The organism is Bacillus sp. NTK034 (assembly GCF_017303275.1).
In the GTDB taxonomy this organism is placed as follows: Bacteria; Bacillota; Bacilli; order Bacillales; family Cytobacillaceae; genus Cytobacillus.
Window position 1 is genome coordinate 103,751 of the sequence record NZ_JAFKOJ010000008.1, and the last position, 23,785, is coordinate 127,535.

Below are 23,785 nucleotides of genomic sequence, written 5' to 3' on the forward strand. Positions count from 1 at the left end.
GCAAACCTGCCATGCTGCAGTAAAATGCCAAAAAAGGGACAGCACATAAATTTAAGGAAAATCTGAGAGAGGAAATGATTTAGTCGTGATTTAACTAGTAATCCAAAAGCGGGGCATCAGCAGCCTTCATAATGGGTGAAGCTGGACTAAGACCAAACTAAGCTGGGCACATTGTGTTCAGCTATTCTTCTTTCTATTTACATAAAGAGTGTGCATACTATTTACGACTTAGCTCATAGTGAAAAATACTTACACATAAGGAATTTGTCATATCAATATTCCCAATCACATAGAAATGAAAAATAGCTTAGCACTGAAAAATATTTTAAATATTAAAAGGAGAAAATAAACATGTAAAGAATATTTAAACTATTCATAATTTTATAAAAAATACTTTGCTTATCGAAATAAAGGGGGTTGAAAGATTGGGGATTTTAGAGATAAAAGATGCTACTTTAAGGTTTGGAGGTGTAGTAGCTCTCGATCATGTCTCATATGAAGTGCAGGAAGGAGAGATTTTTTCGCTTATTGGGCCAAATGGGGCAGGGAAGACAAGTATGCTGAATTGCATTAGCGGACTATACAAGCCTTCATCTGGTTCCATCCACTTCAAAGGGGAAGATATTACCCGCTATAAACCTCACAAAAGAGCCAGTATGGGTATTGCCCGGGCATTCCAGAACATCGAACTTTTTCCGCATTTATCTGTTTTGGACAATCTGATGCTTGGCAGGCATGTCAGAATGAAAACCGGGCTTCTTGCAGGAGGATTTTATTGGGGAAAGGCGCAAAGAGAGGAAATTGAACATCGGAAAAAAGTTGAGCAGGTAATCGATTTTCTTGAAATTGAGGATATCCGCAATACTCCCGTGGGAACTCTTTCGTATGGATTGCAGAAAAGGGTCGAAACCGGCAGGGCTCTGGCACTGGAACCTGACATCCTTCTTCTGGATGAGCCGATGGCAGGCATGAATAGTGAAGAAAAAGAGGACATGGCCAGATACATTATCGACATTCATGAAGAAATGAATACAACCATTATATTAATTGAACACGACATGGGAGTTGTTATGGATTTATCCGATCACATTGCAGTTCTTGATTTCGGGAAACTGATTGGCTACGGGACGCCCGAAGAGATTCAGAATAATCCTAGAGTCATAGAAGCTTATCTGGGAGAAGAGAATGCCGTATAACAGATAATTCGGCTAAAAGTTAGTTTTATTTTTTAGGAGGGGGGAGCGATTCTATGAGCATGACATTTACGCAGCTGCTGATTGAAAGGGCTTACACAAAAGGGTCACAAGTTGCTTTAAGAGAAAAAGAATTTGGAATTTGGAATGAAATCACGTATGAAGCGTTCTTGGAGAAAGTTATGAATTTCAGCTTGGGGTTGGCATCTTTAGGTCTGAAAAGGGAGGATAAGCTAGCCATTATTGGCGATAACAGACCTGAATGGGTAATCAGTGAGCTTGCTGTGCAAAGCTTGGGCGGCATTTCAGTCGGAATCTATCAGGAATCCTTACCTGCTGAACTTAGTTACATCATTGATAATTGTGACGCAACTATAATAGTAGCAGAAGATCAGGAGCAAGTGGATAAGCTTCTGGAAATTAAAGACTCCATTCCTAAAGTCAGAACGATTATTTATTATGATTCACGGGGCATGAGAAGTTACCGGGAGGATTTTCTTTTTGAATTTGAAGAGGTTCTGCAAATGGGACGGGTTTATCACACTGAGCAGCCTGATTTATTTGCACAGGAAGTTGATAAAGGTTCTGCAGATGACGTGGCTATTTTATCATATACTTCAGGAACGACAGGCAATCCGAAAGGAACGATGCTTACTTACAGGAATCTGATAGACATGGCTAAAAACCTATCAGACATCGATCCGCTGACTGATAAGGATGAATATGTATCATTCCTTCCGCTTGCCTGGATCGGGGAACAAATGATGACCTTTGCTATGGGCTTATACAATGGGATGACGATTAATTTCCCTGAAGAGCCGGCAACCGTATTGGAAGACCTTCGGGAAATTGGGCCACAGGTTATGTTTTCACCTCCAAGAATATATGAAGATATGGTATCTCGCTTTCAGGTCAGAATTCAGGACAGCGGCTGGCTAAAAAGAAAGATATATAATTTGTGCAAGCCGATAGGCGAGAAGGCAGCCAAAGCACATTTTGAAAACAAACCTGTCAGCACTGGAACGAAGGTTCTCTATAGAATTGCTGATTATCTGATGTTCAGTGCGATTCGCGATCATTTCGGACTCCTGAAGATCAAGCGCGCTTATACCGGAGGTGCCCCTTTAGGCCCAGATGTATTTGAGTTCTTCCACAGCATAGGAGTCAATGTGAAAAGCATTTATGGGCAGACAGAAGTTTCAGGCATATCTATTGTGCACAGGGACGGAGACATTAAGCTGGACAGTGTTGGAATTCCTATTCCTGGAACAGAAGTGAAAATTTCTGATGAAGGAGAAATTCTGATCAAAAGCTCAAGCGTCTGCAAAGGGTACTATAAAAACGAGAAAAGTACAATCGAAACCATTCAGGATGGCTGGCTACATACAGGGGATGCAGGGAGGCTGGATGAAGATGGGCATTTGTATATCATTGACCGTATTAAAGATGTCATTCGCCTTGATACAGGTGAGATGTTCTCCCCGCAATTTATCGAAAATAAGCTGAAATTCAGTTCGTTCATACAGGAAGCGGTAGCAATCGGGAAGGATCGCCCATATGTGGTTGCCATGATCAATATCGATATGAAAAATGTAGGGCGCTGGGCAGAGAAAAATCAAATCAGCTATACAACTTATACCGATTTATCATCCAAACCGGAAGTGCTGGAACTGATCGAAAAACAGGTGCAGGAAATCAATCAGACCCTGCCTGAAAAAGCCCGGGTGAAAAAATTCGTTCTTCTTTATAAAGAACTGGATGCAGATGATGAAGAGCTTACAAGAACAAAGAAAGTCCGCAGGCAGTTTGTTGCTAGAAAATATCAGGCCTTAATCGATGGTCTTTATACAGAGGACAAAAAAATACGGGTCAATGGCACGATCAAGTATCGTGATGGCATGGAACAAACCATCCAAACAACACTTCAAGTCATTTTTTTGGATGAAGGAGAGGGGGCAGCTTAATGACTTTTTTCTTGCAGATGCTCGTAACAGGAATAGTTGTAGGAAGTGTTTATGCACTTGTGGCACTGGGTTTTGTGCTTATTTATAAATCCAGTGACGCCATCAACTTTGCACAAGGAGAGTTCCTTTTAATTGGAACGTATGTATGTTTAACGCTTATTACAGCCTACAACATTCCGTTTATTGCAGCCCTTTTAATTGCGCTTATGTTCAGTGCCGTTTTAGGATTTGTCATTGAACGTATTGTTCTGCGTCCGTTTATTGGAGAGCCGGTCATATCGATGATAATGGCGACGATCGGTTTATCGAGTGTTCTTGCTGGGATTGTCCATATTATTTGGGGACATGAAACACGTGTGTTTCCAAAAATCTTCTCAGAACAGCCGATTAATCTTGGTGAGATTGTCATTGCACCTGTCTATTTATGGTCACTTTTAATCGTTGTGGCTATGCTTATCATTTTCACCCTCTTTTTCAAATATTCGAAGCTGGGAATTGCGATGAGGGCAACCGCAGATGATCAGCAGGCGGCTATGTCAATGGGTATCAGCGTTAAGATGATTTTCGCAGTTGCCTGGGCAATTGCTGCAATTGTTTCTGCGGTTGGTGGCATCCTTCTCGGGAACATAAATGGTGTTAATGCATCCCTTTCAGCGATCGGCTTAAAAGTACTTCCGGTTGCCATCTTAGGAGGACTTGACAGTATCCCCGGGGCCATCATCGGGGGACTGATCATCGGCATTCTTGAGAGCTTGACTGGCGGATATCTGGATCCATTGGTTGGTGGCGGTCTGAAAGAGGTTATGCCGTTTGTCATCCTCGTATTTATCCTTATGTTCAAGCCATATGGTTTGTTCGGAAAAAAAGAAATCGAGAGGGTGTAACCGATGAGAAATCCTTTTGTAATGGATTGTGGAGAATTCCATGTAAATTATAAACAAGATATGGCCATCTGGAAAATCTCCAGAGTAAGGATGCGGGTATTCATTCTTCTGGCAATATTTGCAGTCTTTCCGATGTTTGCATCCGATTATATCATTGGACTGGCAACGCTTTGCGGAATTGCCGCGATTGGTGCGATTGGCCTGAACATCCTGACGGGCTTTACGGGCCAGATTTCCATAGGGGTAGGCGCGTTTCTCGGAGTAGGCGGATACACGTCGGCCATTCTGACAGCCAAGCTTGGATTAAGCTTTTGGATTGCCATGCCGACAGCCGGCATTGTGACGGCGATTGTAGGCGGACTATTCGGATTGCCTTCCTTAAGGCTAAAAGGATTATATTTAGCCATTGCGACACTGGCAGCACAGGTAATCATTTTGTTTATTATTTCCCGCTGGGATGCGCTGACAGGCGGAACAGCCGGAATGGTTCTATCAAGGCCTGAACTTGGCAGTTTTGTCTTTTACAGTGAGCGGAGCTATTATTATTTGATGTTTGCAGTGCTGATTATTACAGCCACCTTCACCCTGAACCTCTTCCGGTCGCGGGTCGGCAGGGCATTCATAGCAGTACGTGACCGTGATGTAGCAGCAGAAGTGATGGGAATCGATCTGTTTAAGTATAAGGTATTGGCATTTATTGTGAGTTCCTTCTTCGTTGGCATTGCCGGAGCTTTACTGGGCCACTATACCATGGTTGTAAGTCCAGAGCTATACAGCATTACAGTGTCCATCGAATACTTAGCAATCATACTGGTCGGCGGATTAGGGAGTGTATTCGGGTCGATCTACGGAGCTGTTTTCATTACATTGCTTCCAGTTGTTCTAAGATCAGGTGTAGAAATGATGAGCGGGGTTTTTCCAGACTTATCTGCAGTCTTAATAGGTATGAAAGAGGTAGTATTTGGCCTAGTGATTATCTTATTCCTGATTTATGAACCGCAGGGACTCGCGAAAATATGGAAAAATATTAAAGACTACTTTAAACTATGGCCGTTTTCTTATTAATTCCCGGGTAATAATTTCTGAAAATTTTGAAAGTAAAACTTTCAAATTTTTATAAAAAAGAGGTAAAAATGAGGGGGAACATTATGAAGAAGGTTTGGAAAGGTTTATTGGCAGCAACATTAATGGCTGGAATGCTGGCTGGCTGTTCAGGAGGCAGCGAGGAAGCATCGGGTGACAAGAAAGGCACAGTCAAAATCGGCGGTATCTTTGACCTTACGGGCGGTACCGGGGATGTTGGAACACCATATGCAGAGGGTGAAAAAGCATTTTTTGAATCCATTGCAGGAAAGGAGATCAATGGATATAAGCTCGAATTAATCGGTGATGACTATGCTTATAAAATTCCTGAAGCCCAAAAACTTTATCAGAAATTGAAATCAAAAGATAAAGTATCGGCCATTTTAGGATGGGGGACAGGTGACACAGAAGCGCTTCGCCAGCAGGTGGCAGCTGACAAACTTCCATTCATCTCGGCTTCATACTCAGAGAATCTAAAAAATATTGACGAAAGCCCATATAACTTCCTGGCCGCAGCTTCATACTCAGATCAGGCAAGATCCGTACTGAAATGGATAAAAGACAATCACACTGGCGGCACACCTACTGTAGCATTAATATACAACGATACGGCTTTTGGAAAATCCCCAATTGAAGATGCCAAGAATTATGCAAAGGAAAATGGCATTGAAATTGTTGATGAGCAAATAGTTGACCTGAAAACACTTGATGCAACCTCCCAATTACTGAACATGGAAAAGAAAAATCCTGATTATGCGATTATCAACCAAACTTGGGGGGCAACCGCAACGATTCTAAAAGATGCTAAAAAGCTTGGCCTTGATACACAATTCATCGGTTTAAACTGGGCTGCAGGTGAAGGTTTGCTTCCAATTGCGGGTGATGCGGCTGAAGGATTTATCGGGGTTGTCACACATGCATTCCCTTATGAAGATCTTCCTGGAATGGAAGAAATCAAGAAGTTCGTAGAAAGCAAGGGTGAAAAGCTGGAAGACAAGAACCAGAAATTTATCCAGGGATGGGTTTCCGCCAAAATTATGGTTGAAGGCCTAAAACTTGCTGAAGACCCGACTTCAGGTGAAGGAATCCGTGCCGGCCTGGAGAAAATCTCAAATCTGGATCTTGGCGGTCTAGCCGCTCCAGTTACTTTTTCACCTGACAATCATGCTGGCACCAACCAAATTCGATTGGCAGAAGTGAAGAACGGGCAGTTTGAAGTGTTCACTGATTATATCGGCTACTAAAATGATGGGGGCGAGGTTTTTTACCCGCCTCCTGTTAACTTTTACAGGCTTGGAATATCGCTAAATTGTGAACTATGCAAATAAATTCGAAATTTGGCAAACAAGCGCTTGGCATTCGCAAATAAATCTCAGGTTTTGCAAACAAACCTGGAAAACCAGCAAACAACAAATAATTCAGAACTTGACCTTGGAACGAATAAATAGAGAAAGAGTTAATAAAGCTGGGAGGACAGATGTATGCTGACAATTAACAATGTCGAAGTGATGTACGATAAGGTCATCCTTGTACTAAAGGGGATGTCGATGGTGGTGCCGAAAGGGAAAATAGTTGCTTTGCTCGGCAGCAATGGCGCAGGGAAAACCACCACCCTTAAAGCCATTTCCGGACTGTTGAAGAGTGAGAATGGTGAAGTGACAGACGGATTTATCGAGTTGTATGGGGAGCGCATTGATGTTAGCGATGCTGAAACCATCGTAAAGAAAGGGATTTTTCAGTGCATGGAAGGAAGGCGCGTGTTCAAGCACCTTTCTGTGGAAGATAACCTGATTGCGGGTGCACATACCAGGAAAGACCGGAAGAATATTAAAAGTGATATTCAAAAAGTTTATCATTACTTTCCAAAGCTTGAAATGCTGAAGCACAGGCAGGCCGGATATCTGTCAGGAGGAGAGCAGCAAATGCTGGCCATTGGCAGGGGGATTATGGCAAAGCCAAAGGTGCTGCTTCTCGATGAGCCTTCATTGGGACTGGCCCCGCTATTGGTAAAAGAGATCTTCGGGATCATCAAAAAAATCAATGAAGAAGAGGGTACCACGATATTGGTAGTTGAGCAAAATGCCAATGTTGCCTTATCGATTGCCGATTATGGATACATCATGGAAAACGGCCGGATTGTAATGGATGGAACGGTGGACCGGCTCCTTTCCAATCAGGATGTGCGTGAATTTTACCTTGGTATGGGAGATAAGGGACGGAAAAGCTATAAAGATATTAAATCTTATAAAAGAAGAAAGAGGTGGCTGTAGTGGAAAAGCTGAAGGAAGTGATTCAGCATGCATATGACAGTGCCAAAGGATTTAAAAGTCAGCTTGAAGAGGCACGCATTTCTCCAAGTGACATTCTATCTCTCAAGGATTTACAAAAAATTCCCGTGCTTAAAAAAGATCGATTGCCGGAATTGCAATCAGCAGACCAGCCCTTCGGAAGCCTTGCAGCTGTAAAGCCAAATGAGATGGCACGGATTTTTATGTCACCAGGTCCAATTTATGATCCGCAAACCACTGAGAAGGATTTTTGGCGTTTTTCAGAAGCTCTCAGGACAGCCGGGTTTAACAGTGATGATATTGTACAGAATACATTTTCCTATCATCTTTCACCGGCAGGCTTTATGTTTGACTCGGCACTTCGTGAATTAGGTGCAACTGTAATTCCGGCCGGAACCGGGAATCGGGAGCTGCAGATCCAGATCATGAAGGATGTCCTGGTAACCGGCTATGTGGGAACTCCGAGCTTCTTTAACCTTTTGCTCGATGCCATTGAAGAGAAAGGATGGAAGATTGGTAACGAAATAGCGATTAACAAAGTATTCTTCACTGCTGAAATGCTGACTGAACAAATGCGGAAAAGGTGTGAAGACAATGGGATTTCGGTATATGAAGGCTATGGAACTGCCGATTGCGGGTGCATTGCTTTTGAAGACAAGCAGGGCCCTGGCCTGAGAATAACTGATTCTGCCATTGTACAAATCTGTGAACCGCAGACTGGGTGGGAGGTTTCAGATGGAGAAGGTGAAGTGGTTGTCACTCTATTTGATAAAAGCTACCCGCTCATCCGCTTTGGCACTGGCGACCTCTCCCGCTGGGTTAAAGGGTACGGGGGAAAACGGATTGCAGGAGTGCTGGGGCGTGTTAGTGATGGAGTAAAGGTTAAAGGAATGTTTGTACGAGAAAAACAGCTTGCACAGGTTTTGAATGAAGCAGGGTATTCAGTTTTTCAGGCTTTTGTCACAAATGAGAACGGGCAGGATCAGCTTACTATTTTCGTAGAATCTGAGCAAGGGTTGGACTCTGAGCTTTCATCAAAAATTCAGGACGTGATCAGGGTCAAGCCAATCCTGGAATTAACAGCGGCAGGCTCAATTAAGAAGGATGATAAGAAGCTGGTGGATAACCGGAACTACGAATTAAAAAAGGTGTAGTAAAAGGAGGCTGATTGAATCGGCCTTCTTTTTTGTGGAGAACTGAATTTGTACTCTGAAAAAAGCCGAAAGAGATCATGATTTTAAAATGGGAAATAATCTTTCGCATTAACGCCAAAAATGTGGTGTGGAGGAGGAAAATGGTAGTTAACCAGCCGGATTAACGCGTAAAAAGGTAAGAGGGAGAAAAACCGCAGCTAATCAGCTGCTATCAACAAAAATAGAGTTGCAATCCCCAAATAATCACAATTGGTGCCGCTTATAAAAAATCAACGACTGCCATCGCTATTCTCACATTCCACTACTAGAAACAATCCTTTATAATAGGAAGTCACGTTTGTAACCTTCATGCCGGAATCCTGTATAGCCAGAAGTGTATCACGGTTTAGATGGCAGCCGTCACAAATTCGTTTCCATAGAGGGGTTAAGGCTTCCTGGGCAAATGCCAGAGCGGGCTGCTCCATTTTTACGTGTTCAAAGAATAGTATTTTTGCCTTTGGCTTACAGACTCGTCTGATCTCCGCGAGTGCTTTGTCAGGGTTTGGTATCGTGCAGAAAACAAGAGTGGCAACTGCTGAATCAAATGTTTTGTCCGCAAATTCAAGATTTTCAGCAGACTGCCGGTGGATATGGATAGGAACACCAGCCGCATTCTTGCGTGGAATAGATTTTTCAATCATTGCCTGACTTGGTTCAATGGCATCGACCAGAGCCGCATTTTTGTATAATGGGAAGTTGATGCCTGTGCCGGCGCCAACTTCAAGTACCCGGCCGTCCGCCATGGAAAGAATTTCACTTCTGATTTTCCGGAATTTTCTTATTTCAAGAGGCTGCATGGCCAAATCATATAGGGATGGGAATAAGCTGCTCAAAATTTTCACTCTTTTCTTAATAGCTGTCTTTTTCTATTTTACCCTTTTCCGAAAATGAAACAAGCTGGTACCTCTCTTAGGGCACCAGCATCAATAAATCAAGGGAGGCTGTCGAACATTTCGTTCAGCTTTTCATATGTGTCCGGATACTTTGCCTCATACTGAAGGTAGGTTGGGACAGGGTAGCGCACACCGCCTTTGTGGGTCTGCTTTAATCCCTCAGCAAATTCATCTGACATTGAAAAAGGAATAGTAAAGGCCATTTCGTGATCATGTGTCTGCCCGAAAACCCTATCACCATAGCATGGCAGTATCACCTGTGGCTTACCCGTTTTTATGGTCTTAATAACGATATCGGCACAGTCAGCTCTAGCTGTAAATGTGGATGTAATTTCACCGCCCGTATGATAGAGGGCAGCAGCAACCATTCTCATGACTTGGGCTGAATTCCCATAAACAGTGATTACTTCCGGTTCAAATGCTGCTCTCCCCAGAGGAGCCATTAAAATAGTTCCCGCTTCCTCCTTTGAAAACTTAGGAACGGCCGCTTCGGTTAAGGCACCAAGGTCACAGGTTTTTGTATACATGCCATCTGTTAAGCTTCCTTTTGAGTAATAGTCCAGTTCCACTTCAAATCCAAAAGCGATTTTGGCAATTGGGCATGATAAGTCTTCCTTGCCCATGGCAATGGACCAGCCATATCTTCTTGACATGGTCACACCCTGGCAGATGCTGAATGTTTTGCCAAAGTCTCTTGCCGGACGTTTTACCCTGTCAGGCAGTTCCTCCCCTTTTTTTAAAACTCTTATAGCCAGCGGAAAAGTATCGGGTCGCACATATGTAAGAATCGCAGTTTCCAGATCAGAAAGTTTTTGGGCTTGAATCGTTTCCTGCATCATGATCCCTCCTTTAGTTATTAGAATAATTCTGTAAATTATATGGATTAACCTGCATATTTAGGCTTAATTTTAGGAAACATCATAATATTCCAGTTGACATAAAACCAAAAGGTTGTATATGATTTAAATGAAACCAAAAGGTTGTACTTTATAATTAAAGGAGAGTATGTATATGGAAACACTTCAGGATATTAAACAGACAGTTATACTTAATGCACCGATTGAAAAAGTTTGGAAGACAGTTTCTACATCTGAAGGGATTGAAGCCTGGTTTATGCCAAATGATTTTAAGGCTGAGCTGGGCTATGAATTTCATATTCAGTCCCCATTTGGTCCGTCCCCGTGTAAGGTCACAGAACTGGATGAACCTAATCGGCTTTCTTTTAAATGGGATACAGATGGCTGGTTTGTATCTTTTCTATTGAAAGATTTGGGCGGCAAAACTGAATTTACGCTTATACATGGCGGCTGGAAACAGGCAGATGAACTAGTTGAGAAAGCTCAAGCCGAGAGTGCGGTTATCCGTGAAAGAATGTCTCAGGGATGGACTGGAATTCTTGCGAAGCTTGGCAAGGTTGTTGAGGAATAATGGGTGCTTCTGCCAGGAAACATGATGTGTTTCAGGCAATCGCCGATCCAACGAGGAGAGAAGTATTGAGGCTGCTGGCCGAAAAAGAACGCCCGATCTCAGAGATAAGCGCTCATTTTCCCATAAGCCGGACTGCCATATCAAAACATCTTCATATCCTTTCTGAAGCTGAGTTAGTAAAAGGGAAAAAGGCAGGCAGAGAAAGAATCTACCATCTCCAGCCTGAGCCGCTGACAGAATTGAAGCAATGGCTGTCCTATTATGAACAATTCTGGAATAATAAGCTGCAAAAACTTAAATATATAGTTGAAGAAGAAAATGAGTGATGTCCTGGAAAAAGAGCTTCTGCAGCTCTTTTTTCTTTTGTATAAAAGTAAGGTCTTTATTCTTAAAGATATAATATAATGATATTTGTGTTTACTATTTTGAGAAGGAGTCCTTAGGATGTATCAGACGTTTACTTTACAGGAGAAGATCAGGCAAATTACCATCATGCTGATTCCTATACTAATCACGCAGCTTGGCATGTTTGCAATGGTCTTTTTTAATACGATCATGTCGGGAAGATATAATGCTTCAGACCTTGCTGGTGTAGCGATAGGCTCATCCATTTGGAATCCTGTTTTTACCGGGCTCAGCGGAATTTTAATGGCTGTTTCTCCAATTGCTGCTCAAGCGTTTGGAGAGAAAAAGAACAAAGAAGTTTCTGCTATCGTGAAAAATGGAATATTTCTTGGCTTTGTTATTGCCTTTGCCGTCATCCTGTTGGGTTCATTTTTGCTTGACCCGCTGCTTGGGAGCATGAATCTTACTGATGCTGTGGAAACAACGGCTCGGGGCTATCTTGTGGGACTCAGCTTTGGAATCATTCCTTTATTCATATTTAATGTTTTAAGATCTTTCATATATGCACTCGGCAAAACGAGAGTTGTAATGGTGATTTTGTTTTGTTCGCTTCCAATCAATTTCTTTCTGAATTATGTCCTGATATTTGGCTATTGGGGATTTCCTGAATTGGGAGGAGCAGGAGGAGGGTATGCAACTTCTATCACTTATTGGTTCATCCTTGTCATGACTGCTTTTATTATAAAAACGAAGGAGCCTTTTTCGAGTTATACGATATTCAGCGGGCTTCATGATTTTTCATGGGATAAAGGTAAAGAAATCTTAAAGATTGGAGTACCCATGGGATTGTCAATCTTTTTTGAAACAAGTATGTTTGCCGTGGTGACCATCTTAATCAGCAGGTTCAATGTGACAACTATTGCGGCCTATCAGTCCGCCTTAAACATTGTTTCTTTCCTGTATATGATCCCGATCAGCATTTCTATGGCGCAGACAGTGTTAGTCGGATTTGAAGTGGGGGCAGGCAGGTATAAGGATGCAAAAGCCTACAGCTGGCTTGGCATCTATTTAGCCGTATTGATTGCCTTGTTTACTGGGCTGCTGGTTGTTTTCTTCCGCTATAAAGTTGCAGGTTTTTATTCTACTGATAGCGCTGTTATTACCTTAACTGCCCATTTTCTAATTTACGCCCTGTTTTTCCAGATTTCCGATGCCATCCAAGCTACTGCACAAGCTGCATTAAGAGGATATAAAGATGTGAATATTTCTTTTGTTATCACATTGGTTGCCTATTGGCTGATCTGTCTGCCTGCTGGCTACGTCCTTGCACATCATACCAGCCTTGGGGCTACTGGATATTGGCTTGGCCTTACGTTCGGGCTTCTTGCTGCAGGTGTTTGTCTTTCAATGAGGCTCATCTTTATCCAGAAGAAGAGATTTATCAATGAAGAAATAAGGGAAGCAGGCTAAAAAACCGTCTGGCCGATTAATGCGGCATTGAACTGCACCCCATTTGTTAGACACAACTAACAAATGGAGGTGCAGTTTTTTATTAGTAAATTTTTTTGACATCTTCCTGACATATTGCACCGATATAGTAAAGTCGAGGTTAAGAATGCTTGGCCTTGAAAATGATCAGGAGGTATAGTAATGAAAAAAACAATCATTGGTTTTAGCCTTGCCGGTTTATTACTGGCAGGGGGGTATGCAACAACATCTTTTGCCGCAGATACAGATGCTTCTGCAGAAAAAGGCGGGTTAAGCTGGAAATTTAAAAGCAAGGGGCCTGGCCATCAAGGCAGGGGGGGTACTAATGACTCTGAATCTATCCTTCAAAGGGCTGAAGAGCTCGATATTAAAACAGAAGGAAAAGATGCTGAAACATTAATTGGGGAAATCAGGGAAGCAGAAATTCTGAAAGAAGCGAAGGTGCTTGGGATTAAAACAGAAGGGAAAGACACTGAAGACCTTAAGGAAGAAGTATTGCTTACTAAGCTTAAAAAGGAAGCAGCAGAATTGGGCATCAAGACAGAAGGAAAAAATGCAGAAGCTCTCCATGAAGAAATCGGTACAGCAAAGCTGAAAGAGAAGGCAAAAGAACTGGGAGTATCGACTGAAGACAAAGATTTGGAGACTCTAAAGAAGGATATACAGACTGCTTCCTTAAAAAAGCAGGCAAAGGAGTTTGGAATTTCTGCTGATGGAAAAGATTTGCAGACCTTATCTGAAGAGATATTTACAGCATCAGTAAAAAAAGAGGCTGAAAAGCTGGGAATCTCCATAGAAGGCAAAGATATCAGGGAAGCTGCACAAGAGGTCTTTTCCGTGAAGGTCAAGAAAGAAGCGAAGGAACTGGGCATATCTATAGATGGGAAATTCATTCAGCAAATCGCCAATGAGGTTAGGGAGAAAAAAGTGGCAGACCTCGCTAAGGACTTGGGTATTCCCACCAATGACAAATCAACAGCAGACCTAATAGAGGAAATAGAAGAAAAAGACAGTGCTAAATTACAGGACGTTCTTGGAGAAACATTTATGGGGATCAAAGGATTTGGCAAAAAGGAAATGAGAGGCAGTTATGGGCATGGCAAAGATGGCAGCATGAAACAGCGGGTATCTAAAGAAGATCTTACTGATACAAGTACAGATTCAGGCTCTTTGTAATAAGTTTTAATAATCCCCGTGTACAAATTCGGGGATTTTTCTGTATAGTTAATTTATTGGAGGAAGGTAAAAATGAAAAAAATCCTTGTAGCAGAAGATGAATTAGCTATTTCCAAGGTTTTAAGCGCCTATTTGCAGCGGGAAGGATTTGAAGTTCTAACAGCATATGACGGCACCAATGCCCTTGAGCAATTTTTCAATCACTCACCTCAGCTTGTGATCCTGGATATTATGATGCCTGGCATGGATGGCTGGGGTGTACTCGAAAAAATACGTGAAAAAAGCGCATGTCCTGTCATCATGCTTACAGCGCTGGGGGATATCGATTACAAGTTGAAGGGCTTGAATACAGGTGCAGATGATTATATTTCAAAGCCATTTATTGGGGATGAGGTTGTTGCACGTGTGAATGCCGTTTTACGGCGATCAGCAAATATGTACACGGATGATCAAATAAAGCAATATGGAAGCTTAACGATAAATTTTGATGCGCATACCATTTTCCTGAATGGCAAGGAAGTAAGTTTGACTCCGCGGGATTTATCTTTGCTGCTGTTTTTGGCTGAAAGGCCAAACAGAACTTTCACCAGGGATCAGTTGATTGAACATGTCTGGGGAATGGATTATGACGGAAGCGACCGTGCTGTCGATTTGGCCGTAAAAAGGATACGGCAGGCATTAACGGACTGGCCGGAAACAGAAGGTGAAATAAGGACGCTCAGAGGAATGGGGTACCAATTCCATGTTTATGAAAAGTAACAAAAGAACAACACTGCTCCGCTATTGGACAACCCGCTATCTTTTTACACTTGTCATCGGACTTATCATACTGGCAGCGGGATCTATGTGGTGGATCAGGCAGACAACCCTTGAAAACCGGCTGAATTTGCTGCAGTATGTTGCTGATGAAACAGCGGGGCGTGTCGTACAGCAGGACGGCGGCATTGAATTCGATCCTTTTTTTAACAGAATGCTTGAGGAAAGAGCGAAGCTCCTGGAATTTAAATTTGATCCCCAGGTTTTTATAAGTGATTTAAATGGACAAATTTTATATAAGAAAACTGGACGTATGCAGAGGAATAACCAGGCTGGTCCTAATCTCGGTACTTTGCCTGCAGATTTGCTTGAGAACCAGAAGAATGTCCAAAAACTGGATACACAGGATGGGCAGGCCGTGTATGCGGTCAAGTCGGTAATATCATTCGACAATAACCAGGTTGGATGGGTCGTGGTGGTCCAAAGCGCAGATGATTTGACGAACGTAAATCAGGAATATTCCCTGTTATTTATCATGCTCACAGGATTGGGATTGCTTGGATGGAGCGTCATTTATTTTCTTTCGAGGAAAATTTCGCGGCCTATTCAGGAAGTAGCTCAGGCTGCCTCGAAAGTCAGCGAAGGAGACTATAAAATCGACCTGAAAGCCAGGGCCAATGAGGAAGAGATTCATAATTTAATCATATCGTTTAAAGAAATGACAGAGCGGCTAATGCACCTAGAAAAACTAAGGGCAGAATTGCTGGCTGGTGTCACACACGATTTGAAAACACCTGTCACATCTATAAGCGGCCTAATTCAGGCAGTGCGTGACGATGTTGTAAGCGGTGAAGAAAAAGAGGAATTTCTTGATATTTCCTTAAAAGAAGTAAGCCGTTTGCAGAAAATGATTGAGGATTTACTCGATTTCAATTCATTATCGGCTCGTGCCTTTTCAATCAGGCCTGAAATCTGTGATATGAATAAGCTCTTGAATGATATTGTGAGGCAATGGGCTTTATCACAGAAAGGCCATTTTCACTATAGTGTGAAAGTGCCCGCTGAAACCATTTGCAGATCAACAGACCCGTACCGTCTTCAGCAGGTTATGATTAATTTATTGAATAATGCTTATCATGCCATTGATGAAGATGGCAGCATTACTGTTATTTTAACTGAAAGATTTATTGAGGTTCATGATAACGGATCAGGAATAGCCGCAGAGGAGCAGCCTTATATTTTTGAGCGTTTTTACAGGGGGGAACAGAAGAAGCTGAAAGTAAGAGGGCTTGGCTTGGGGCTTCCTTTCAGCAAACTGCTGGCTAATGCTCTGAACGCAAATTTATTTTTAAAAGAAAGTTCGGCAAAAGGCAGTACATTTACGATTAAGTGGGAAGAAGAAGGGTAGGTATAAGCGGGGAAGACTTGCTTGCCTATCCTTTTTTGGAGGTGAATAAAAACTTTGCATGATGAGATGCGGAAAGTTGAATGGATTTTGGGCTCGCAGGCGGCAAATTTCAGCAGCTATTTTTCATGGCCTTTTTTCATATTTAATAAGAATTTACCGGCAGCATATACATTTTTGACTCCGAAATAATCTGGAGGGTAGAATAATAATGTTCTTTAAATAGATGACTAGACAGTAATGAATGTTTTAAATGAGGGGGCATTCGATGGAGACTAACTCTTCCAAGTATGAAATAAATGTAAATGGATCTTTATTCGATTGGGATTTGGATGATGCAACTTTTAGATTTGAGAATGACGAAGTAGTGGTATTTTGGGTTAACACAGCTTTCAAGACACTGCTGGACTCCATTGAAGAAATCTCTGGTGAAAAGTCGGCCGAGCTTGTGATGGAAACAGCTGGATACCGTACAGGGAAAATTGTCAGCAAATTTTATTTGGAATCGAATAAAGAAAAAGAAGATATTATCAATCATCTGCCCAATATTTATCTAACTGCCGGATGGGGAAAAACAGACATTGTTTCCTTCTGTCTTGAAGAAAAGAAAGCCATTGTACGTGTAAACAGCGGCTGGGAATATAAGATTAATATGGCTCAAAAGAAAAAAACAGAAGGTGCTTTTTTGCCTGGACATTGGGCAGGGGTGTTAAGCGGCCTGTTTGAAACAAATATGTGGTATAAGGTGAGTCATAGCCAGGTCCAGGGGGATCAGTATTCCGAATATGAATTTTTTAAATCCGAAATTACACCTTCCCAGAATATCAGTGCAATGATAAAGGCGCGGACTCAAAGCGCCCAGAAAGAGCTGGAAAAGGAAATTACTGAGCAGACCAGAGTATTGTCTGAAATCATTAAAGAGATTTCTTCTCCTATTATACCTGTGATCGACTCCATTTTGGTCATCCCTTTGGTTGGAAGATATGAAGAGCTGCGGGCAGAGGAATTGCTGAACAGAACATTACTGAATCTTCCCAGATATAAAGCTGAGTATTTAATACTGGACTTAACTGCATTAAAGGGTGTAGATAAATATACTCTGGATTTCCTGAAGAAATTTGTCAGGGCCGCTTCCCTTTTGGGCAGCAGCTGCATATTCGTCGGGATTTCACCGGATCTCAGCCTCCAAATAATCGAGAGCGGTAATAAGCAAACACAAATTCCATGTTTTTCTATTCTGCAGCAGGGTATCAACTACGCATTAGATCAATTGGGAATGGAGATTTCTCCTAAAAAATAAAGAGTAAAAACCAGCATTTAGGGCCAATGCTGGTTTTTTACTTCTTATTAATGTTACTGGCCTTTGACGATATTTCCTTCCGCAGGTATAGGATGAGCTTTTAACATTCTGGCAAAATGGATTAAATTGTAGGCCATTATTTTGGCATGCTGTCTTGTAAAGTCATTTTCATAGCCCTTAGCTTCAATGAAGGATGGGCCGGGACCAGCCTCTCCAACCCAATAGGTGTCAACGTTTGGCGGTATGGTGAATCCCATATGGGAGAGTGAATATAGCACAGAACGGGAAACTTGTTTGGCCCCATCTTCATTGCCAGTCACCACAACGCCGCCAACCTTGTTGTAATAAATATACTGGCCTTTTTCATTGGTCAGACTGCTTCCCCCATATAATCTTTCGATAACTTGAGTGGTGATGCTGCTCTGCTCGCCAAGCCATATGGGAGAACCAAGGATAAGGATATCTGCCTCTTCCACCTTCTTAAAAATATCCGGCCATTCATCCTCCTGATCCACAGCTTCAGAAGTAATGCCGTAACCAATCTTAAAGTCTGCAGCTGTAATAACCTCTGTTTCCACTTCCGTTTCATCAAAAAATTTAATAACCTCATCTATAAGTGCACCGGTATTGGAGGGTTCACTGCTCTTTTTTAGCGTACAGTTTAACACCAAAGCATTAATTGGCATGTTTAATCAACTCCCTTTCTATTATCCAATACTCTTAATTCCCTTTACTTTCATTCAAAAACAATAAAATAAAGGAAATGTGATGATTTTAACGAATTACATAATTTGGCATGAGATTGGAGGGGCTGAAATGATCTATGAAATGACGGTTCAATTCCGGGTTCTGGATATGAAAAAGGGTCTGTGGTGGTATGAAACTCTGTTTAATAAAAAGCCTGATTGCATTCCGCATGAAGGATTTGCAGAGTGGGAACTCATTACAGGGTGCTGGCTTCAGATAGCTGAGGGTACCCCTAGTATAGGAAGCGGTCCAATTAGGCTGGGCGTGCCTGATCTTGAACAGGAACGTGAAAGACTAATTACAGAATTAAAAATAACACCATTTGATATCCATACAAGGAAAGAAGTCCCTGTTAAGTGGGCTACATTTTCGGATCCATGGGGAAATAGAATTGGATATTTTGAATATATCGATAAGCATGAAAAGGAAAATCAAATAATAAAAGCAATTAAAAATACACTGGGGAGATGACTGCTATGGATCATCATTTTATAGAGAGAGAGGAAGGCTTTACCCTTCATTATCTGGAATGGATACCTGCATTCTAGAATGACAGCCTTCCAGTAATATGCATTCATGGGAACCTTTCAAATGGAAGAATGTTCAGGTGGATAGGAGAAAAACTTTCTCAAGGAAGATGGGGAATACAAAGACGTGATTTAAGAGGACATTCCGTTTTTGATCCAAAAAAACAAACAGAAAGTATTTTCGAAGATTATTTTGCTAGCTTGACATAAAAAGGAGGACGTAATGAAGATTCGAAGTATTGGCCATTCAGAGCCCCCTCCTATGAATCTGCTATTATTGGCAGATCCTTCAATTGAATTTATTGAGGATTATCTAAATCGAGGGAAAACATACATTGCAGAACTTAACGGAGCAGCAGTCGGCGTTTATATCCTTCTTGCCACAAGGCCAGGAACCTGTGAGATTGTTAATATTGCCGTTAGTGAAAAATACCAGGGAGAGGGCATCGGCAGAAAGCTTCTTCAGCATGCAATTGAGCATGCTTTTCAAGGTGGAAATAAGACCCTTGAAATTGGTACGGGGAATTCCAGTATTGTACAGCTGGCTCTTTACCAAAAATGCGGTTTTAGAATCACTGGGGTCGATAGAGATTTTTTTGTGCGGCATTACAAAGAAGATATCCATGAAAATGGAATTCATTGCCGGGACATGATCAGACTGTCTATGGATTTACAAAGACAGTCCCCAAATGACTAGGAACGATGGTGAAAAGGGCAGACTAAAAGCTGATTTCATGAATGTTATGCTGTAATGTGTTACGTTAAAATTAGAACAGAAAAGGAGTGTTTGGGTTTGCGTGAAAAGGAAACTTTAAAGGAAGACATTCTGAATGCCTATCAATTCAGGCATGCGACAAAGGAGTTTGACCCAAATAAAGAAATCCCCGTAGAAGATTTTCAATTTATATTGGAGACAGGCCGTCTGTCACCAAGTTCATTTGGTTTTGAACCGTGGCGTTTTGTGGTTGTTCAGAACCAGGAGCTCCGTGAGAAAATTAAGAATGCCTCCTGGGGAGCATTCGGTAAACTGCCTGAAGCAAGCCACTTTGTTTTAGTTCTGGCAAGAACGAAAAAAGATACTAAATATGATTCCCAGTATTTGCAGGATCACTTTAGAAATACCCTGGGTATGCCGGAAGAAATGATGGAAAAATATTTACAGCGGATTGAGGAATTCCAGAAGTCTGATTTTGATCTTCTGGAAGGAGACCGCCCTCTTTTTGATTGGGCCTGCAAGCAAAGCTACATCGCACTTGGGAATATGATGACCGCTGCTGCGCAAATTGGCATAGATTCCTGCCCTATTGAAGGCTTTGACATTGAAAAAATGAATAAGCTGCTTGGCGAGGAAGGTTTGCTTGAAGAAGGAAGCTTCGGTCTGTCAGTAATGTGTGCATTTGGGTACAGGGTGAAAGACCCAAGGCCGAAAACACGCAGACCATTCGATGATATTGTAAAGTGGATTGATTAGGAAAAGAGCTTTGACTCTTTTCCTTTTTTATTGTTTAAAAAAGGAAATTGAAATTCCAGCTAGAAAACTAATAAGTAATCAAACGCTCCTAATTAAGAAAGGAAATTATTTATGAAGATAACAAAAGAAAGATTTGAGAATACAGGCAGATGGATAAAAAGGAATGCAAGGCCTCTTGAATCTGCTTTATGGTCATACCATTTTGAGGATCGTAATGATGAAGGGGTAATAAAATGTATTGAAGCTTTTCAGAATGAAGATGGAGGATTCGGCCATGGCATTGAACCTGATTTCTGGTCACCTTACTCGTCACCGATGGCTTCCTGGACGGCCGGACAAATTTTGATGGAAATTGGAGCAAAACCCGGGTTAAATGTTGTACAAAAACTAGTGAATTATTTGGAACACATCTATATGCATGAGAAGAAAATTTGGCCATCAGTGATGCCTTCAAACAACGACTACCCCCATGCTCCTTGGTGGCATTGGACCGAGGGGGTTCAGGAAACTTGGTCTTATAATCCAAGTGCAGAGCTTGCCGGGTTCTTATTGCATTGGTCACTGCCTGGAAGCAGTGCTGCTGAAATAGGATGGGAAACCGTAAAGAATGCAGTTGCATATTTAATGGAAGCTGATGAGATGGATAGACATGAACTCAATAACTTTCAGCAGTTGATAAAGTTAATGTCTAAGCAGGAAACTGAATTTGATTCCCGAATTAATTACTCTCTCAAGCATACGACTGAAAAAGTGAATACTCTTGCATACAAAGCTGCCGGGAAGAACAAAGGAGATTGGGGATTAGGCTATACAGCCACTCCATTGGATTTTGCTGAGCATCCTGAAGATTCTCTTTCTATGAAATTTGGAAACTTAATTGATGATAATCTTGATTTCTATATTGAGCAGATCTCAAATGAAGGAACATGGGATATTTCCTGGAGCTGGGGACAATTTGATAATGAATTCCAAATCGCACGCAATTATTGGAAAGGAATACTTGCAGTTAAGCGATATAAAATATTGCATTCTTTTGGAAGGCTTGACGTTTAATAAATGAGGTGCAAATTATGAATCTAGTGATGAAAAGTGACTTAGCTGACAGGCTGGATCAGGCAGAGACCAGTGTGCTGCACTCCAGGTTGACAGCTATTCAAAATCGGGATGGAAACCCAATGGGTGTGGAGATTAAAAGAATAGGCCAGACAACCGTTTTTTTTGCCAGGAATATTCCGGGTCCAACCTTCAATCTCGTAAAGGGGTTTAAGGAAGCCGATGCCGAAGTTCTGGATCAAATAGTTGATTTCTACCAGGGAAAAGGGATTCCCATTCGATTGGAGATCACACCGTCAAACGGATCATCAGATTTACTGAAGATGCTTCATCAAAAAGGATTTTATCAATGTGCTTTCCATACCACTTTGTTTGCGGAGCCTTCAGATCTTAAGGACCTTCCCATTCATGCTGGTATTGATATACGCAGGATGCAAAGAACTGATTTTGATCTTTTCGGCGAGGTTTATACAAAGGGATTTGGCATGCCTCGATTCCTCAGCCAGGGGATAGCTGAAAATAATGAGGTGCTTTATGGCAATAAGAACTGGGTCTTTTACCTCGCTTTTGCAGATAACCAACCAGCTGGAATAGGTGTCATTTTTATGGAGGAAGGGATAGCAAATCTTGCGGCTGCAGCTGTTTTGCCTTCTTTTAGAAACATGGGAGTCCACAGCGCGCTTATTCAAGCCCGAATATACCAAGCGATAACAAATAATGCTGAACTGGTGACAGGTCAGGCGAGGTTTGGTTCGGCAAGCCAGAATAATATGGAAAAAGCAGGTTTGAAAATTGGATATACAAAAGCAATTTGGATAAGGGAATAAAACCGCATGAAGGCAGGAAGGTGAAAAATGGAGCATAAAATACATACCAGGAAAGCCGCTATCAAGGATATTCCACGCCTTGCCCGTTTAATGGAGGACTTGGGTTATCCTGTATCGCAGGAGCAAATGGAAACAAGGCTTAAAAACATCGGCTCACATCCTGATTACTGTACATTAGTGGCATGTCTAAAAGATAAGGTTATTGGCATGGTTGGATTCCACACCGGTCTTTTATACAATACTGACGGCATTCATATCAGGGTTATTTCTTTAGTAACTGATAAAAATTACAGAGGGGTTGGCGCAGGCAAGCAGTTGATGATGGCTGTGGAAAATTTTGCAGAACAATTGGGGGCTGCCGGAATCGTCCTAAATAGCGGAAACAGGACTGAGCGCGAAGCCGCTCATCATTTTTATTTAAGTTTAGGCTATCAGGCAATGAGTACTGGATTTGTGAAGACTCTTCATTAAATATAAAAAAAAGCTGAAATGATCGCATGGTAATAGTAAATGTAGCAAAGCATTTTCCTGTTTAACAGAGCAAGTTAAAGAGGTAAATAATAAATATACCATTGGAAGAGTCCTTATTAGGATATCATTATCAAAAGTGGAAAAAATACGTTTACAGATTGGAAAGACCAGGTGACAATCATGATTAGAATACAAGCTGTTAATAAGAAAAATGAACTGGAGAAAAATATAACACTTGAGAGGCTGAAAGCAGAGTGGGAAGGCTATAAGTGGTTTTGGGTTGATTTTGATCAGCCAACCGAGGAGGAAACAGCTGAACTCGACAAGACCTTTCACTTTCATCCCCTGGCAATAGAGGATTGTGTTGTCAAACTCCAGCGCCCCAAAATGGATTATTATGAAGACTATAGCTTTTTTGTCACCCATAGCTTAAATCATATTAACGAAGATAAGCAGGAAATCAACTTTTTCATCGGTTCAAATTACATAGTATCGTACCACCATGAACTTTCCAAAGAAATGAATGATGTTTGGGAAAGGCTAAGCCTGAGTAAGAAAATCAACAAATGGGACCCCTATCTGGTCATGTATCATATCATTGATAAAATAGTGGATAATTACTTTCCCATCGTTTATCAGCTTGAAGATCGTTTGAGTCTCATTGAAGATAATCCAAATGATGAAACAATGGAAGAATTATTGGAGAAATTATTTGATATCCGTCATCATTTATTGCAGATAAGGTATACAGTCATTCCGATGCGGGATTTAATATACCGTGTAATTAATTCCCATAGGCTTAAAGGCGTAAAGGAAAGATACGAATACTTTGCTGATATTCATGACCACTTATTGAAATTGACTGAAATGATTGATGGAAACAGGGAATTGACGACCGATATCCGTGACAGCTATTTATCAATCAACTCCCATCAGACAAACAGGGTGATGAGAGTCCTTACGGTTATAACTACCATATTCATGCCATTAACCTTCATAGCGGGCATTTACGGTATGAATTTTGAAAACATGCCGGAATTAACATGGAAATATGGATACTTTGAAACGCTGTTTTTAATGTTTATTATTGCCTTAGGCATGTTTTGGTGGTTTAAGAAAAAGGGCTGGTTTCGATAAGAGGATAATGAAAGCTTTGCCTGAATTTTTTGGCAGAGCTTTTTTATTGGAGTTTTGTTTTGAGGCAGGGAGGAGAACTTTTTACTTATATGGAATGTTAATGTATTGGATTCGCTATAAGCGGAATTGTCTGATAAAACAAAGAAACGGGTGAAC

At 41.5% G+C, this 23,785-nt stretch carries 24 protein-coding genes; 21 read left to right on the forward strand and 3 right to left on the reverse strand.

Going from position 1 to position 23,785, the window contains the following annotated elements:
- Positions 1–425: 425 nt before the first annotated feature.
- From JI665_RS20740 to JI665_RS20770, 7 genes are all read left to right on the forward strand, one after another.
- A complete protein-coding gene (locus tag JI665_RS20740) occupies positions 426–1,196 on the forward strand; it encodes an ABC transporter ATP-binding protein (protein WP_206843501.1) in 771 nt (256 codons plus the stop codon).
- Between the two features lie 53 nt (positions 1,197–1,249).
- The gene (locus JI665_RS20745; protein ID WP_206843503.1) at positions 1,250–3,157 is read left to right on the forward strand and encodes an AMP-binding protein; all 1,908 of its coding nucleotides are present in this window, start codon (positions 1,250–1,252) and stop codon (positions 3,155–3,157) included.
- Positions 3,157–4,041: a branched-chain amino acid ABC transporter permease gene (locus tag JI665_RS20750; protein ID WP_206843507.1), complete on the forward strand. Its 885-nt coding sequence runs from the start codon at positions 3,157–3,159 to the stop codon at positions 4,039–4,041. Before JI665_RS20745 ends, JI665_RS20750 begins: the two co-directional genes overlap by 1 nt.
- A 3-nt stretch (positions 4,042–4,044) precedes the next feature.
- Positions 4,045–5,106, forward strand: coding sequence for a branched-chain amino acid ABC transporter permease (locus JI665_RS20755; RefSeq protein ID WP_206843509.1), 1,062 nt, complete (start codon positions 4,045–4,047; stop codon positions 5,104–5,106).
- 83 nt (positions 5,107–5,189) lie between these two features.
- Positions 5,190–6,368, forward strand: a complete 1,179-nt coding sequence (locus JI665_RS20760; protein WP_206843511.1) for an ABC transporter substrate-binding protein — start codon at positions 5,190–5,192, stop codon at positions 6,366–6,368.
- Between the two features lie 237 nt (positions 6,369–6,605).
- Positions 6,606–7,394 carry an ABC transporter ATP-binding protein gene (locus tag JI665_RS20765; RefSeq protein WP_009333564.1) on the forward strand — a complete coding sequence of 263 codons (789 nt, stop codon included), beginning with the start codon at positions 6,606–6,608 and terminating at the stop codon, positions 7,392–7,394.
- Positions 7,394–8,566 (forward strand): phenylacetate--CoA ligase family protein, encoded by a 1,173-nt coding sequence (locus JI665_RS20770; RefSeq protein WP_206843513.1) that lies wholly within the window; start codon positions 7,394–7,396, stop codon positions 8,564–8,566. Before JI665_RS20765 ends, JI665_RS20770 begins: the two co-directional genes overlap by 1 nt.
- A 269-nt stretch (positions 8,567–8,835) precedes the next feature.
- Here JI665_RS20770 and JI665_RS20775 read toward each other — a convergent pair whose 3' ends face one another.
- A complete protein-coding gene (locus JI665_RS20775) occupies positions 8,836–9,438 on the reverse strand; it encodes a class I SAM-dependent methyltransferase (protein ID WP_206843515.1) in 603 nt (200 codons plus the stop codon).
- A 98-nt stretch (positions 9,439–9,536) separates the two neighbouring features.
- Positions 9,537–10,337, reverse strand: coding sequence for a DUF169 domain-containing protein (locus tag JI665_RS20780; protein WP_206843516.1), 801 nt, complete (start codon positions 10,335–10,337; stop codon positions 9,537–9,539).
- A 172-nt stretch (positions 10,338–10,509) separates the two neighbouring features.
- Between JI665_RS20780 and JI665_RS20785 the strand changes: the two genes are divergently transcribed.
- The 7 genes from JI665_RS20785 (at position 10,510) to JI665_RS20815 (ending at position 17,396) form a co-directional block, all read left to right on the forward strand.
- Positions 10,510–10,926, forward strand: coding sequence for an SRPBCC family protein (locus JI665_RS20785; RefSeq protein ID WP_206843518.1), 417 nt, complete (start codon positions 10,510–10,512; stop codon positions 10,924–10,926).
- Positions 10,926–11,252: an ArsR/SmtB family transcription factor gene (locus tag JI665_RS20790; protein WP_206843520.1), complete on the forward strand. Its 327-nt coding sequence runs from the start codon at positions 10,926–10,928 to the stop codon at positions 11,250–11,252. The genes JI665_RS20785 and JI665_RS20790 overlap by 1 nt, the downstream gene beginning before the upstream one ends.
- A 118-nt stretch (positions 11,253–11,370) precedes the next feature.
- A complete protein-coding gene (locus JI665_RS20795; RefSeq protein ID WP_206843523.1) occupies positions 11,371–12,741 on the forward strand; it encodes an MATE family efflux transporter in 1,371 nt (456 codons plus the stop codon).
- Between the two features lie 180 nt (positions 12,742–12,921).
- Positions 12,922–13,935, forward strand: a complete 1,014-nt coding sequence (locus JI665_RS20800; RefSeq protein ID WP_206843526.1) for a hypothetical protein — start codon at positions 12,922–12,924, stop codon at positions 13,933–13,935.
- A gap of 72 nt (positions 13,936–14,007) precedes the next feature.
- Positions 14,008–14,694, forward strand: coding sequence for a response regulator transcription factor (locus JI665_RS20805; protein ID WP_206843528.1), 687 nt, complete (start codon positions 14,008–14,010; stop codon positions 14,692–14,694).
- Complete coding sequence (locus JI665_RS20810; protein WP_206843533.1) at positions 14,678–16,099, forward strand: sensor histidine kinase; 1,422 nt, start codon at positions 14,678–14,680, stop codon at positions 16,097–16,099. Before JI665_RS20805 ends, JI665_RS20810 begins: the two co-directional genes overlap by 17 nt.
- 265 nt (positions 16,100–16,364) lie before the next feature.
- On the forward strand, positions 16,365–17,396 hold the full coding sequence (locus JI665_RS20815; protein WP_206843535.1) for an STAS domain-containing protein: 1,032 nt from the start codon (positions 16,365–16,367) through the stop codon (positions 17,394–17,396).
- 53 nt (positions 17,397–17,449) lie between these two features.
- Here JI665_RS20815 and JI665_RS20820 read toward each other — a convergent pair whose 3' ends face one another.
- A complete protein-coding gene (locus tag JI665_RS20820) occupies positions 17,450–18,082 on the reverse strand; it encodes a flavodoxin family protein (RefSeq protein ID WP_211202651.1) in 633 nt (210 codons plus the stop codon).
- Between the two features lie 130 nt (positions 18,083–18,212).
- On the opposite strand from JI665_RS20820, the gene JI665_RS20825 reads away from it, so the two are divergent.
- The 7 genes from JI665_RS20825 to corA all read left to right on the forward strand — a co-directional run bounded on the left by JI665_RS20825 (position 18,213) and on the right by corA (position 23,629).
- Entirely contained in the window at positions 18,213–18,614 is a 402-nt protein-coding gene (locus tag JI665_RS20825; protein WP_206843537.1) for a VOC family protein, read from the forward strand.
- 279 nt (positions 18,615–18,893) lie between these two features.
- Positions 18,894–19,367 carry a GNAT family N-acetyltransferase gene (locus JI665_RS20830; protein ID WP_206843539.1) on the forward strand — a complete coding sequence of 158 codons (474 nt, stop codon included), beginning with the start codon at positions 18,894–18,896 and terminating at the stop codon, positions 19,365–19,367.
- Between the two features lie 54 nt (positions 19,368–19,421).
- Positions 19,422–20,141: an NAD(P)H-dependent oxidoreductase gene (locus JI665_RS20835; RefSeq protein ID WP_206843543.1), complete on the forward strand. Its 720-nt coding sequence runs from the start codon at positions 19,422–19,424 to the stop codon at positions 20,139–20,141.
- Between the two features lie 111 nt (positions 20,142–20,252).
- Positions 20,253–21,194, forward strand: coding sequence for a hypothetical protein (locus JI665_RS20840; RefSeq protein ID WP_206843546.1), 942 nt, complete (start codon positions 20,253–20,255; stop codon positions 21,192–21,194).
- 17 nt (positions 21,195–21,211) lie between these two features.
- A complete protein-coding gene (locus tag JI665_RS20845) occupies positions 21,212–22,021 on the forward strand; it encodes a GNAT family N-acetyltransferase (protein WP_206843548.1) in 810 nt (269 codons plus the stop codon).
- A 27-nt stretch (positions 22,022–22,048) separates the two neighbouring features.
- The gene (locus JI665_RS20850; protein WP_206843551.1) at positions 22,049–22,492 is read left to right on the forward strand and encodes a GNAT family N-acetyltransferase; all 444 of its coding nucleotides are present in this window, start codon (positions 22,049–22,051) and stop codon (positions 22,490–22,492) included.
- Between the two features lie 180 nt (positions 22,493–22,672).
- Positions 22,673–23,629: a magnesium/cobalt transporter CorA gene (gene corA / locus JI665_RS20855; protein WP_206843572.1), complete on the forward strand. Its 957-nt coding sequence runs from the start codon at positions 22,673–22,675 to the stop codon at positions 23,627–23,629.
- Positions 23,630–23,785 lie beyond the last annotated feature (156 nt).

Coding starts and splice junctions, on each gene's coding strand:
- JI665_RS20745 (WP_206843503.1), top strand. CDS start 1,250: ATGAGCATGACATTTACGCAGCTGCTGATTGAAAGGGCTTACACAAAA.
- JI665_RS20750 (WP_206843507.1), top strand. CDS start 3,157: ATGACTTTTTTCTTGCAGATGCTCGTAACAGGAATAGTTGTAGGAAGT.
- JI665_RS20755 (WP_206843509.1), top strand. CDS start 4,045: ATGAGAAATCCTTTTGTAATGGATTGTGGAGAATTCCATGTAAATTAT.
- JI665_RS20760 (WP_206843511.1), top strand. CDS start 5,190: ATGAAGAAGGTTTGGAAAGGTTTATTGGCAGCAACATTAATGGCTGGA.
- JI665_RS20765 (WP_009333564.1), top strand. CDS start 6,606: ATGCTGACAATTAACAATGTCGAAGTGATGTACGATAAGGTCATCCTT.
- JI665_RS20780 (WP_206843516.1), bottom strand. CDS start 10,337: ATGATGCAGGAAACGATTCAAGCCCAAAAACTTTCTGATCTGGAAACT.
- JI665_RS20785 (WP_206843518.1), top strand. CDS start 10,510: ATGGAAACACTTCAGGATATTAAACAGACAGTTATACTTAATGCACCG.
- JI665_RS20790 (WP_206843520.1), top strand. CDS start 10,926: ATGGGTGCTTCTGCCAGGAAACATGATGTGTTTCAGGCAATCGCCGAT.
- JI665_RS20795 (WP_206843523.1), top strand. CDS start 11,371: ATGTATCAGACGTTTACTTTACAGGAGAAGATCAGGCAAATTACCATC.
- JI665_RS20800 (WP_206843526.1), top strand. CDS start 12,922: ATGAAAAAAACAATCATTGGTTTTAGCCTTGCCGGTTTATTACTGGCA.
- JI665_RS20805 (WP_206843528.1), top strand. CDS start 14,008: ATGAAAAAAATCCTTGTAGCAGAAGATGAATTAGCTATTTCCAAGGTT.
- JI665_RS20810 (WP_206843533.1), top strand. CDS start 14,678: ATGTTTATGAAAAGTAACAAAAGAACAACACTGCTCCGCTATTGGACA.
- JI665_RS20815 (WP_206843535.1), top strand. CDS start 16,365: ATGGAGACTAACTCTTCCAAGTATGAAATAAATGTAAATGGATCTTTA.
- JI665_RS20820 (WP_211202651.1), bottom strand. CDS start 18,082: ATGCCAATTAATGCTTTGGTGTTAAACTGTACGCTAAAAAAGAGCAGT.
- JI665_RS20825 (WP_206843537.1), top strand. CDS start 18,213: ATGATCTATGAAATGACGGTTCAATTCCGGGTTCTGGATATGAAAAAG.
- JI665_RS20830 (WP_206843539.1), top strand. CDS start 18,894: ATGAAGATTCGAAGTATTGGCCATTCAGAGCCCCCTCCTATGAATCTG.
- JI665_RS20835 (WP_206843543.1), top strand. CDS start 19,422: ATGTGTTACGTTAAAATTAGAACAGAAAAGGAGTGTTTGGGTTTGCGT.
- JI665_RS20840 (WP_206843546.1), top strand. CDS start 20,253: ATGAAGATAACAAAAGAAAGATTTGAGAATACAGGCAGATGGATAAAA.
- JI665_RS20845 (WP_206843548.1), top strand. CDS start 21,212: ATGAATCTAGTGATGAAAAGTGACTTAGCTGACAGGCTGGATCAGGCA.
- JI665_RS20850 (WP_206843551.1), top strand. CDS start 22,049: ATGGAGCATAAAATACATACCAGGAAAGCCGCTATCAAGGATATTCCA.
- corA (WP_206843572.1), top strand. CDS start 22,673: ATGATTAGAATACAAGCTGTTAATAAGAAAAATGAACTGGAGAAAAAT.